This is a genomic window from Sulfitobacter sp. JL08 (genome assembly GCF_003352045.1).
Lineage (GTDB): Bacteria > Pseudomonadota > Alphaproteobacteria > Rhodobacterales > Rhodobacteraceae > JL08.
Map to the genome: position 1 here is coordinate 3,813,758 of NZ_CP025815.1, position 12,927 is coordinate 3,826,684.

Consider the following 12,927-nt stretch of genomic DNA (forward strand, 5'->3'; position numbering starts at 1 on the left):
GGAAAACCGCCGATGCTTGATCCGCTTTTCGTAAACGCGCTTGAACAGATTTGCGGGTCCGGCGCCATTCTGACCGGCAACGCTCTTGCCGGTCAGGATTTCGGATTTCACCCTGAAAATCTTGGCGCGACATGCGCCGTGCGCCCGCAATCAACGGAACAGGTTGCCGATGTCTTGAAGCTGTGTAACCGGTTCGGGGTTTCCGCCGTGCCCCAGGGCGGATTGACGGGTCTTGCAGGTGGCGCTGTTTCAAATGCGGGACAGATAATTATCAGCAGCGCAAGACTGCCGACGGAGATTGAAATAGATCCGGTGAACCGGCTTGCGCTGGTTACAGCGGGCACCACGTTGGCAGCGCTTGATCATGCAGCGCGTAAACACGGATTGTGCGCCGGCATTGACATCGGCGCGCGTGATACGGCAACCATCGGCGGCATGATCGCCACCAATGCTGGCGGGGGCGAGGCATTTCGCAACGGCATCATGCGCAACCGTGTTCTCGGGCTTGAGGCGGTTTCGGCGACCGGCATCATCATGTCCGACCTGAAAAGGGTCACCAAGGCCAATGAAGGCATCGATATAAAACAGGTATTTATCGGATCCGAAGGCACATTGGGCTTCATCACCCGCGCCGTTTTGCGGCTGGCACCAGCGCCCGGCATTTGCTGCACCTTTATCGCGTCATTTTCCGACACGATAACCGCGCTGAACATGTTTCACGCCCTGAACGCCATGCCATCTGCCCGGCTGTTGCGGGCCGAGATCATGTGGCGCGATTATGCGGTTGAAACGGCCAAAGCACTGAACCTGCAAGCCGTTTTACCTGCCCCGGATCGCTCTGTGCATGTTGCCTTTGAAATGGATCCGTTGAACGGGTCTGTTGATGCGTTTTTGGATCCTCTGGCCGAGCAACTGGAAACCGCCGGATGTGAAGACGTGATCGTGGCCCAGAACGAACGGGAACGAAACAACATCTGGATGGTGCGCGAAGACAGCTGGGCATTGGAAAAGATGTTTTCGCATAACTTCTGGTATGATGTTTCACTGCCCCACAGCATGCTTGACGGCTATGTCACGCGCACAAAAGACGCGCTGCAAAAGTTGCACCCCTCGATCCGAACATTTGTGATGGGGCATCTGGGCGATGGCAACCTGCATCTGACAATCTCGGGCACTGACGAAATCGGCGAACTGCACGATGCTATTTCAGAGATCGTTTATCAGGGTCTTGCCGCTTCGGGCGCATCCTTTTCCGCAGAACACGGCATCGGAACAGACAAACGGTCTGATCTGGGCCGCTACGGCGATGCAGGAAAACTCCAGATCATGCGGATGATAAAATCTGCGCTGGACCCGAACGGGATCATGAATCCCGGCAAGGTCATCACAATCGACATCGCTGAAACCTGAACCGATATCAGGCCGCAGGAATGGCTTGACTCGGTCACAGGTCACGCCCTATTAAAATGTATACAATATGTCCACAATTTGTAGAATCAGGAACTGACCCTTGTCGAAATCCCGAAAACTGGATTGTCTCAACGATCTGAAGCTTAGAATCCTGACACTGGATTTGGGCCCCGGCTCTGATCTGGACGAAGTCACTCTTGCTGATCACTACGGAATTTCGCGCACGCCCCTGCGCGAGATAGTGCAGCGTCTTGCCGGTGACGGGTATCTTGAACTGGCCGAAAACCGCGGCGCCAAGGTGGCATCGATGGACCTGAACACAATGCGCACGTTCTTTCAGACGGCGCCGCTGATCTATGCCAACATTGCCCGTCTGGCCGCCGAAAACCGCCAACCCGTTCAGATCGAAGACCTGAAGAAAACCCAGACCCAGTTTGCGACAGCAACAAAAAATGCAAACGCCGCGCAAGCTGCGATGTTGAACCACCGCTTTCACGCCATCATCGGCGAAATGGCCCATAACCCGTATCTCGTGGCCAGTCTAAGCCGGATGCTGGTCGATCATACCCGTCTAAGCCAGACATTCTATCGCCCGGAATCAGACACGGAACAGGCTTTGGTAAAGAAGGCCAGCGATCAGCATGACGCGATGATTTCCGCAATCGAAGCGCGTGAACCCGCGCTGGCCATCGACCTGACATTGCAACACTGGGATCTGTCAAAAGATCGCCTGGAACGTTTCGTCACCCCCGACCCTTTGCCACTGGATGTGATTTCCCTCAAGGAGCGCCGCAATGCAGTTTGAAGGCATCTACACCCCCCTGATCACACCTTATCATGATGATTTCACCGTCAACGAAGATGCGCTGGCCGATACCGTAGAACACCTGATCGGGGCCGGTGTGAACGGCATCATCGTGGCGGGTACAACCGGCGAATATTATGCGCAAACCGGCGAAGAACGTGTCTGGATGATGAAACGCGCCACTGATCTGATCAAGGGGCGGGTTCCTGTCATCATCGGCACCGGCGCCATCCGCACCGAAGACAGCATAGAATTTGCGCTGGCGGCAAAGGCCCACAAGGCGAATGCCATTCTGGTTGCCACGCCCCCTTACGCGTACCCGACAGGGCGTGAGATTGCCCTTCATGCGCTTGCAATTGACCGGGCGGCCAACCTGCCTGTGATGCTTTACAATTATCCCGGCCGCATGTCTGTCAACATGGATGAAGACACGCTGAACCGGCTGGGACGGTCCCCCAATTTTTGCGCGATCAAGGAAAGCAGCGGTGACATCAACCGCCTGCACATGCTGGCGCGGGATTATCCGCATATCGCATTGTCCTGCGGCATGGATGATCAGGCACTGGAGTTTTTCGCCTGGGGCGCACGCAGCTGGGTTTGCGCCGGATCAAATTTCGCCCCCGAGGCACATATCGCGCTTTATCGTGCCTGCGCCGTCGAGGGTGATTTTACCAAGGGGCGCGCGATCATGTCAGCCATGCTACCGCTGATGCGGGTGCTGGAACAGGGCGGCAAGTTCATCCAGTGCATCAAAAACGGGCTGACCCTGCGTGGCATAGATGCCGGACCGCCGCGCAAACCGCTGCAACCGCTGAACAAAGATGACAAACGCGAACTGGCCGAGGTCATTCGCACCATGAACACAACCATTTCCCAGATCACGGGAGAGTCATAATGACCGATTTGCTGACCCACGCAGAATACCAAGCCATCGCAGGTTCTCTGACCCTGCCGCGCGCGCCGTTTATCGACGGCAAATTCCACAAGGGCGCGGGGCCGATGATGGCGACAATCAACCCGGCGACAGGCGCGGAACTGGCACAGATCAGCACCGCGAACGCCGCAGATGTTGATCTTTCCGTATCAAAGGCACGCGATGCGTTCGATCAGGGGCGTTGGGCCAAAATCCACCCGTCCGAACGAAAAGACACACTGATCCGTCTGTGCAAACTGATCACCCGAAACCGGCGCGAACTGGCCGTGATGGAAAGCCTCGACAGTGGCAAACCGATCCGCGATTGCGAATCGATCGATCTGCCCGAAACCATCAACTGCATCAAATGGCACGCCGAAGCGATCGACAAGATCTATGACCAGACGGGGCCGTCCGGCGACGATGCGATTTCCCTGATCGTGCGCGAACCCGTTGGCGTTGTAGCCGCCATACTGCCATGGAATTTCCCGCTTTTGATGATGGCATGGAAAATCGGGCCCGCACTGGCCGCCGGGAATTCGGTGATCGTGAAACCCGCGGAACAGACCACCCTGACCGCGCTGCGGCTGGCCGAACTGGCCTACGAAGCCGGTGTGCCGAACGGTGTCTTGCAGGTTTTGCCCGGGGACGGGCCGTCTGTGGGTGAACCGCTGGGGCGGCACGGCGGGGTGGATATGGTCAGCTTTACCGGATCAACAGAAACCGGACGGCGGTTTTTGCGGTATTCGGCCGACAGCAATCTGAAAAAGGTGGTTCTGGAATGCGGTGGCAAAAACCCCGCTATCGTGCTGGCAGATGCCGAAAACCTTGATCATGTGGCGCAGCATGTGGTGAATGCCGCGTTCTGGAACATGGGTGAAAACTGTTCCGCCGCCTCGCGCCTGATTGTCCACAAGAATGTGAAATCCGCACTGATGGACCGGATCAAGGCGCGCATGCGGGATTGGAAAACCGGCGATCCGCTGGACCCCGCCAACCATCTGGGCGCGCTGGTTGATGCGGAACACTGCGCGAAAGTGCGAAGCTATATGGACAAATCGGATGCTGGCAAGGGGCCATATGTTCAGCCCGTTGTTTATGAAGTACCCAAATCCGACAAACGGACGCGCGAAGAAATCTTTGGCCCCGTTCTGGCTGTGATCGAAGTTTCAAGCACCGATGAAGCCGTCGCAATTGCCAATGATACCGAATACGGGCTGGCGGCTTCGCTGTTCACGGCCAGCGCGCGTCAGGCGATCAGGGTGGCCCGAGACATCCGCGCCGGAACCGTAACCGTGAACTGTTACGGAGAAGGCGATGCAGCAACGCCTTTTGGCGGGTACAAGCAATCCGGCTTTGGCGGGCGGGACAATGGCGTTCACGCTCACGACCAGTACACCGAACTGAAAACCATCTGGATCGATCTGACCGACCCGTCAGACGGGGACAACGTGGGATGAGCGCCATCGGCTTTATCGGTACCGGCCACATCGCGGCCCCGATGGTGCGGTTCCTGTCGGACCACGGGCATGTGATTTCAGTGTCAGATCGCAACGCGGATGTCGCGGCGGACCTGAACAAAAGCCACGGGGTCAGGATTGCGGACAATCAAAGCGTGGTGGATGCCTCTGACATCGTGTTTCTTTGCGTACGGCCCCATCTGGCCGAAGACATACTGACCGCATTGAATTTCAGACAGGACCAGCAGATCATTTCGGTAATGGCAGGCGTTGCGCTGGAACGTCTTCAATCCCTTTGTTCGCCTGCCGCTGATTTCAGCCTGACCATCCCGTTCGGATTTCTGGAAGCCGGGGGCTGCCCCCTGCCTGCGTACCCGTCCAAAACTCTGCTGGAACACTTGTTTTCACCGGAAAATCCGGTGATCGAGCTGGCCTCGGAAAGCGCGCTGAACCAGCACTTCGCGATCTGCACGCTGCTGCCCGGCCTGCTTGACCTGATGTCGACCGGCGCAGGATGGTTGGGCGATGCCACCGGCGATCAGGACGCCGCGGCGCTTTACACAACTCAGCTGATCCGCGGTTTTCTGGCCGCGCTGCCACCATCAGATGCAGGTCAACTGTCGCGCGAACGCGATGCACTGGCCACCGATGGAACCATCAGTCTGCAAATGACGACCGCACTGCGCGACGGCGGGTGCCATGACACATTGAAACAAGCACTTGATGCGATCAACGCACGTCTGGAGACAAAATCATGAGCGTGGATGCTGTAGGTACGATCCGGCGCGGACGTGGCGCGCGCAAGGCCACCCGCCAGCAACGCGATGTGGCGATGCTGCCCGCGCTTGAACGCGGTTTGCCCCTGACAGAACCGATGGACGCCGAACAGATCGCGCGTATCGATGCGGCTTCGATGGATATTCTGGAAGAGGTTGGCGTGGTGTTCCGCGATCCCGTTGCGATTGCGGACTGGCGCAAGGCAGGGGCCGATGTCCGCGATGGTGACAGGGTGCATCTGGATCGTGCTCTGGTGCGCGATCTGATTTCGACGATCCCGGAAAGCTTTACCTACCACGCGCGCAATCCGGCGCATAATCTGCCCTTCGGCAAGAACCACAGCATTTTTGTACCGATGACGGGTGCGCCCTATCTGCGCGATCTTGATAACGTCAGGCGCAATCCGACACTGGATGATCTGGCCAATTTTCACAAGCTTAGCCACATGCTGCCGGCGCTGCATTCATCTGCGCATCACATTGTGGAACCCTACGATCATCCGATCAGCCAGCGCCATCTGCGCATCACCTATTCGTCGATGAAACATTCCGACAAGACGTTCATGGGTATGACCACCAGCCCCAAGAACGCCGAAGATGTGCTGGATATGTGCGCCATCCTGTTCGGTGAGGAGTTTCTGGAAATGCATCCAGTTGTCACCGGCAATTGCAACGGAAATTCCCCGCTTGTCTGGGATGAAACCATGCTGGGCGCCATGCGGGCGTTCAGCCGCCGCAATCAGCCGGTTCTGTGTTCGCCTTTCGTGTTGGGCGGGGCAAACACGCCCGCATCCGTAGCCCCCACCGTCGCGCAGTTGAATGCCGAAGCGCTAAGCGCGCTGGCCTATACGCAGGTCATCCGCAAGGGCGCGCCTGCGATCTATGGCCATTACCTCAGCACGGTCAGCATGAAATCGGGCGCACCGATGGCGGGCACCCCGGAAATCAGCCTGATGAATTTCATGATCGGCCAGATGGCGCGGTATTATGGCGTTCCGTGGCGCACGTCGAACACATTGGGCGGGGCCAAGACATTCGACGCCCAAGCCGGATATGAAAGCGCGACAACCCTGATGGCCGTGCTGATGGCAGGGGCCAATTACATCTGGCACTCTGCCGGCTGGAACGAGGCCGGAATGCACTGTTCGATGGCCAAATTTGTGGTTGATGCCGAACAATGCGCGATGGGCTACCGCATGGCCCAGGGCATCCGCTGGGATGATTTTGACGAAGCCTTGCGCGCAGTGCGTGATGTCGGACCGGGCGGGCATTATCTGGGCCATCCCCACACGCTGGAAAATTTTCAACGCGCGTTTTTCATGCCCGAATTGTTTGACAACAATTCAATCGAACAATGGCAGGCAGAAGGGTCTCACGACATCAACGCAAGGGCAAACGCCCATGCCCGCACCATGTTAAAGGAATACGAGGAACCAAGACTGGATCCCGCTGTCAACGAGGCATTGCTGGATTACATCGCTCGGCGAGAGCGCGAAATCCCTGCCGCTGACGCCCTTAATCAAAGCTATTGATCCGCCATGAAGGTGCGCGCGCTTCCCGTTGATCCAGGCCCTGCTGCATGGAACAGGCTATTGCCTGCACCGCCGCCCGTAGAGGAACAAGTCGGGGCGCAAACCGCTGAGTGGCTGATCATCGGTGCCGGTTTTGCCGGATTGGCGGCGGCGCGGCGGCTGACCCAGTTGCGCCCGAAAGACACCATCATCATTCTGGACGCGACGCGCATCGGCGAAGGCCCGGCGGGGCGCAATTCTGGTTTCATGATCGATCTGCCACATGATCTGTCCTCCAGCGATTATGGCGGCGCACTCGACGCCGACCGCGCCCAGACCATTGCCAACCGTCATGCCATTGCCTTTGCCGCAGAGATGGCCCGCGATTTCGACCTGTCGCAAGAAGCTTTTGTGCAATGCGGCAAGATCAATGCAGCGGCAACAGATGCGGGGCATCGGCACAATCTGGATTATGCCCGCCACCTGACCAGCATGGGCGAAGCGCACGAATTGCGCAGCGCCGCGCAGATGCAGGCCATGACAGGAACGGATTATTACCAAAGCGGGTTGTTCACCCCGCATTCCGCGATGATCCAGCCGGCTATGTTTGTGCGGGGTGTTGCAAAGGGGCTGCGTTCAAACCGGGTTTCAATTTACGAAAACAGCCCGGTCGTGGAACTGGCCAGACCGTCCGGTTGGGTCGCCACCACACCCAAGGGCACGGTCACGGCACCCAACGTCATTCTGGCAGTGAACGGGCATCTGAACAGTTTCGGATTCTATCGGAACCGGCTGATGCACGTCTTTACATATGCCTCAATGACCAAGGCGATGACACCCGAACAGATTGTCCGTTTGGGTGGCGATCCGGTATGGGGGGTCACGCCTGCCGATCCGATGGGCACGACAGTGCGCAGGATTTCCGGCACAGGCGGCGACAGGATCGTGATCCGCAACCGGTTTACCTATGATCCGTCCATGACGGTGCCAGACAGGCGGATCACCGATGTCGGCCATACACATGATCGTGCCTTTCGCGCGCGGTTTCCGATGCTGTCCGATGTCGAAATGGAATACCGCTGGGGCGGGCGTTTGTGCATCAGCCGCAACAACGTTCAGGTGATTGGCGAACTGGAACCCGGCCTGTTTTCAGCCTGCTGCCAGAACGGGCTGGGCACCGCCAAAGGCACTTTGGCCGGATTGCTGGCGGCAGAACTGGCCACCGGCCACAAGTCGGCGCAACTTGATGCCGCAGCAAAGGCGGACCAGCCAACGCGTTTGCCGCCAAAGCCGCTGGCCTATCTGGGCGCGAACGCGTTCATGCGCTTTCAGGAACGAAAAGCGGGCAAGGAACTATAAGGCTTTCGCGCGCGTCTACTGCGCCAGCTCTGCCCGCATCAGGCTCAGATCTATGTTGTCGGGGTTGGCAGCCAATGCCGCATCCGCCGTTTCAATTGCAGCGTCGATATTTCCAAGGGCCGCATGTATCCGGACCATCATCATCCACGCCTGCACCATCTGCGGGTCCATGCGCACCGCTTCGCCAAAGGCCGAAAGCGCCGAATCCATACGCCGTGTGGTCAGACCGATCCCAGCCAAAACCAGTTGGGTTTCAGGAAAATCCGCCTTGGCCTGCAATGTCTGCTGCCATTCCCCCATCGCCTGTCCCAGACTTTCCGTCACGCGTTCCGGCATGCGCACGATGTTCAGGTTCAAAAACTCGCGTGCTGCGGCCATCCGCACCAGTTTCACGGGATCTTCCAGCATATTCATGAACAGGCCGGGCCGTTCGGTTTCGGGCGCACCCCGCTGCACCGGAATGGCCGCGGCGCGAACCATGGGATCGGGGTCTTGCAACGCAGGTTGCAGGCGCGCCGCGATTTGCGGATCCGTCACCGCCGCCAGAACCTCAAGCGCGGTGGCGCGGACAATTGCGGGCAGGGCCTGATACTCGACAATTTCGATCAGCCCCGTGACCTGACCGCGGGGATCGGACCGGGCGCGCGCCATCGCCTGTGAAAAATGCGGGCCGCGCTTGATGCTGTCGGGATACCAGGTTTCAACCTTTTCCGCCGCCCAGGACGCCGATTCGTTTGTATGGCAATCGTTGCAGGCATTGGGGGCCAATGTGATAACCGAAAGATCCGGACGCGGAATACGGAAAGAGTGATCACGCCGCCCGTCTATACCCATATAATCGCGCTCGATCATGTGGCAGCTTTTGCATTGCGCGCCTTCGCTGCCCTGTTCGTGAAAATGATGTGAGGGATCATCATAATCTGCCGCGACAAGCGTCGGAAAACGCGGGTTGGCCGCCGGTGAATGGCATTGCGCGCAAACCGCATTCCCTTCGGCCTTAAGCTCTGCCGTATGCGCATTGTGGCAATCTGTGCAGGCCACGCCTTTTGCGTACATTTTGGATTGCAGGAAAGACCCGTAAACATAAACCTCTTCAAGGATCTGCCCGTCCGGATGATACAACCCATCGCGCAGCGGGCTAAGGCGATACGCATCATGGAACGGCGTGCCGGGCAACGGGTTCCCGTCCGTGAACGGTTCGCGGCGGGCATGGCAACTGGCACATTGCTGTATTTCGGCCTCGGGCCCGGCATCGAAATCCATGCTGAATCCTGTTTCGCCAACCTTGGCCCAGCGCGCCGGATCATAGGTATCATTTGCAACGGCCCAGTCGCGATGTGCCTCTCCGGGGCCGTGACAGGCCTCGCACCCGACACCGATTTCAGATTGGGTGCTGGAATAGGTTCTGGCGATCGGATCGTAATTCTTTTCAAACGCCGTCGCATGACATTCCGCGCAGCGCGCATTCCAGTTCTTGTAGGGTCCGGTCCAGTGCAAACCGTCGCTCGCCGGCAAATCCTGTTCTGGATACAGGTGATACCATTCCTGCTTTTCCACATCCCAGACCACATCAAAGGATTGCACCGTACCGGGTTCGGTTTCGATCAGGTATTGTTGCAGCGGCGCGATCCCGGCCACCCCCGCCAGGGGATATTTTGTGATCGCACCATCCGGCCCGTCCGATTCGATGAAATAGCTGTCGCCGTCGAACGAAAACCGCGTCAGCACACCTCTGTGATAAAAATCGGCATCATCAAAATCGCCCAGAACATTGCCTTCGGTGGGGGGTGTCCACGCCAGCGCATGATGTGACCCGTCCCATTGTTCCGCCTCGTCAAGATGACAATCGCGGCAGGTTTCGGACCCGATATAGGCAGGTACAAAAGGGGTTTGCGCCGATGCCGGCCCACCTGAAAGGCACAGCAAAAGACCAATCAGCAAACCGGCCACCATCCGGGACACGGGCTGGCCCGACCGGAAGATCGCATTTTGGGAAAAGCAACTTTTTATCAAGGATCTGACCAACGTGATAGGCGACAACCTGTAAGAGACTGGCACGGCACCCGCGGCAAGTCTAGCGCAGTGGCCGCCCCTATTTGTCGCGCCTGCGTGATAGGGCAAAGAAGCATTCGAACCCGTCACGGCGATGGATCAGGATCGCAAGTATTCCACCAATGCGGCGCGGTCCCTGACGCGCAGACGGCGATAGCCGATCTCGACCAGGTTCAGCCCGGCAAGCGATTTCAGCAATCTCTGCGCCGTGGGAACCGACACGGCAATCATCGCGGCAAGACGTTCCTGCGACGTGGGAATCCAGGTTTCGTTTCCACCTAGCCCATCATTTGAAAACAGCAGCCACGCCGCCATTCGTTTTTTTGTGTCCAGAATGGCCATGTTGGCCAGTAGGCGCAGGGCGATAGCCATGTTGACATGGCTTAGCGCATAGAAATCCTGGATCAGTTCGGGGTGTTCGCCAACCAGCTTCTGTATTCTTCGGCTTGGCAGAAACAGAACCTCTGTGTCTTCCGACGCCACGACAGACACCAGACGCACCTGATCCGCGAAAAGAGCAAGATCACCGATCCAGAATCCGTTGGTGGATTGATACACCGCAAAATCGGTACCTGCGTCATTGGGAATCGTTACGATCACACCACCCTTGATCAATCCGTAAAGACCCTCTGGCGGATCACCGATGTGATAGATGGTTTCGCCTTCTTCGTAACGGCGCACCCGTCCGCAGGACAGGATCAACCGGCGGGCGTTTTCAGAGCGACCGGCCAGCCAGCCACTTCTTGAAAAACCCTCCAGAACACTGCGACTGGCCGGTCGTGATCTTTTTCTTTCCAAAACTGTCATATGATTATTTTGTCAAATCCGATTATGTTTAACAATAAGGTATTCGGTCAAATTGCCAGTGTGGCATTTGCGAAACCGACATCAAACTTAATGTAGTGATTTGATTTCAATACCAACCAGAGAGGCCTTTTAGCGATGCGACATCACCTACCCGGAACCGCGTTCATGCGGTCAACCTTAAAACGATTGGCGGTGCTGTCCTGCGCCGTTGCAATCGCGGCACCCGCCTGGGCGCAGGACGAAAAACCCAACATCCTTGTGATCTGGGGCGATGACGTCGGCCAGTCCAACATCTCGGCCTATACACGCGGCATGATGGGATACAACACGCCGAACATTGATCGAATCGCCAACGAAGGCATGCTTTTCACCGACTATTATGGTGAACAGTCCTGTACCGCCGGACGGTCATCGTTCATCATGGGCCAGTCGGTGTTCCGCACCGGTCTGTCCAAGGTCGGCCTGCCCGGCGCTGACGAGGGCATGCAGATCGAAGACCCTACGATTGCCGGCCTTCTCAAGGCGCAAGGTTACGCCACCGGCCAGTTTGGCAAGAACCACCTTGGCGACAAGGATGAACACCTTCCGACGAACCACGGGTTTGATGAGTTCTTGGGCAACCTCTACCACCTGAACGCCGAGGAAGAGCCCGAGAACGAAGATTATCCCGGCGACATGATTATGCCCGATGGCTCGACCTTCCGTGACCGTTTTGGTCCGCGCGGAGTGATCAAGTCCTCATCCGATGGCACAATTGAAGACACCGGACCGCTGACCAAAAAGCGGATGGAAACCGTGGATGACGAAACAGCAGCCGCAGCCATCGACTTCATCAAGCGCAACGAGGAACAGGGCAAGCCTTGGTTTGTCTGGTGGTCGGGCACACGGATGCACTTCCGCACCCATGTCAGCGACGAAAACCGGAAAATCGCCGACGACATCGTTGGCAAAAAGGTGGATGAATACACCGCTGGCATGATCGAACATGACATGGATATCGGCAATTTCCTCGACACTCTTGATGAACTGGGCATCGCCGACAACACGATCGTGTTCTATTCGACCGACAACGGCCCACACATGAACACGTGGCCTGACGCCGGCATGACACCGTTCTGGGGTGAAAAGAACACCCAGTGGGAAGGCGCATGGCGTGTGCCTGCCATGGTGCGCTGGCCCGGAAAGATTGCCGAAGGATCGGTCAGCAATGAAATCGTGCATCACATGGACTGGTTGCCGACATTTCTTGCCGCCGCAGGCAATGAAACAGTCAAGGAAGACCTTTTGGAAGGTATCACAGTCGCCGAAGTGGGTGGCGGGCGCGATTACCGCGTGCATCTGGACGGCTACAACCTTCTGCCGATGCTGACCGGAGAAACCAAGGAAAGCGGACGTAACGAGATCTTCTACTTTACCGACGATGGCGACCTTGCCGCGCTCCGGTATCGTGACTGGAAGATCACCTTCCTTGAGCAGAAGGAATGGGCGACATTCCGCGCCTGGATCGAGCCGTTGACGCCATTGCGCACACCGCTGATCTTCAACCTGCGACGTGATCCCTATGAACGCGGCTATCGCACGTCAAACACCTATTATGACTGGATGTTGGATCGCGCCTACATGCTCGTACCGGCGCAGGCTTACGTGGCGCAATTCCTTGAAACCTTCAAGGAATATCCGCCCCGTCAGGAAGCAGCCAGCTTCAGCCTCGACAAGGTGATGGAGAAACTGTCGACCCCGCCAGGTACGCCGTAAGATCTGTCGCTTTTACATGACATGGCGTTGCGCGGTACCTTGTCCGCGCAACGCCGCTTTTTGCCAGTAGTGTCTCCGG

General features: G+C 57.5%; 10 protein-coding genes. 8 read left to right on the forward strand and 2 right to left on the reverse strand.

Going from position 1 to position 12,927, the window contains the following annotated elements; all coding sequences use genetic code 11:
• Nucleotides 1-12: 12 nt before the first annotated feature.
• From C1J05_RS18785 to C1J05_RS18815, 7 genes are all read left to right on the forward strand, one after another.
• Nucleotides 13-1,410: an FAD-binding oxidoreductase gene (locus C1J05_RS18785; protein ID WP_114871592.1), complete on the forward strand. Its 1,398-nt coding sequence runs from the start codon at nucleotides 13-15 to the stop codon at nucleotides 1,408-1,410.
• A gap of 100 nt (nucleotides 1,411-1,510) precedes the next feature.
• The gene (locus tag C1J05_RS18790) at nucleotides 1,511-2,215 is read left to right on the forward strand and encodes a GntR family transcriptional regulator (RefSeq protein WP_114871593.1); all 705 of its coding nucleotides are present in this window, start codon (nucleotides 1,511-1,513) and stop codon (nucleotides 2,213-2,215) included.
• Nucleotides 2,205-3,110, forward strand: a complete 906-nt coding sequence (locus C1J05_RS18795) for a dihydrodipicolinate synthase family protein (protein WP_114871594.1) — start codon at nucleotides 2,205-2,207, stop codon at nucleotides 3,108-3,110. The genes C1J05_RS18790 and C1J05_RS18795 overlap by 11 nt, the downstream gene beginning before the upstream one ends.
• The gene (locus C1J05_RS18800; protein WP_114871595.1) at nucleotides 3,110-4,588 is read left to right on the forward strand and encodes an aldehyde dehydrogenase; all 1,479 of its coding nucleotides are present in this window, start codon (nucleotides 3,110-3,112) and stop codon (nucleotides 4,586-4,588) included. Before C1J05_RS18795 ends, C1J05_RS18800 begins: the two co-directional genes overlap by 1 nt.
• Entirely contained in the window at nucleotides 4,585-5,346 is a 762-nt protein-coding gene (locus tag C1J05_RS18805; RefSeq protein WP_114871596.1) for an NAD(P)-binding domain-containing protein, read from the forward strand. The genes C1J05_RS18800 and C1J05_RS18805 overlap by 4 nt, the downstream gene beginning before the upstream one ends.
• The gene (locus C1J05_RS18810) at nucleotides 5,343-6,896 is read left to right on the forward strand and encodes a trimethylamine methyltransferase family protein (RefSeq protein ID WP_114871597.1); all 1,554 of its coding nucleotides are present in this window, start codon (nucleotides 5,343-5,345) and stop codon (nucleotides 6,894-6,896) included. The genes C1J05_RS18805 and C1J05_RS18810 overlap by 4 nt, the downstream gene beginning before the upstream one ends.
• Nucleotides 6,897-6,956: 60 nt before the next feature.
• Nucleotides 6,957-8,234, forward strand: coding sequence for an NAD(P)/FAD-dependent oxidoreductase (locus C1J05_RS18815; protein ID WP_368073719.1), 1,278 nt, complete (start codon nucleotides 6,957-6,959; stop codon nucleotides 8,232-8,234).
• A 15-nt stretch (nucleotides 8,235-8,249) separates the two neighbouring features.
• Here the strand turns inward: C1J05_RS18815 and C1J05_RS18820 are convergent, their stop codons facing one another.
• Both C1J05_RS18820 and C1J05_RS18825 read right to left on the reverse strand, forming a co-directional pair.
• Complete coding sequence (locus C1J05_RS18820; protein ID WP_114871599.1) at nucleotides 8,250-10,187, reverse strand: multiheme c-type cytochrome; 1,938 nt, start codon at nucleotides 10,185-10,187, stop codon at nucleotides 8,250-8,252.
• Between the two features lie 198 nt (nucleotides 10,188-10,385).
• Nucleotides 10,386-11,093: a Crp/Fnr family transcriptional regulator gene (locus C1J05_RS18825; protein WP_114871600.1), complete on the reverse strand. Its 708-nt coding sequence runs from the start codon at nucleotides 11,091-11,093 to the stop codon at nucleotides 10,386-10,388.
• A 165-nt stretch (nucleotides 11,094-11,258) separates the two neighbouring features.
• Here C1J05_RS18825 and C1J05_RS18830 point away from each other — a divergent pair, with 165 nt between their 5' ends.
• Entirely contained in the window at nucleotides 11,259-12,848 is a 1,590-nt protein-coding gene (locus C1J05_RS18830; RefSeq protein WP_114871601.1) for an arylsulfatase, read from the forward strand.
• Nucleotides 12,849-12,927: the final 79 nt, after the last annotated feature.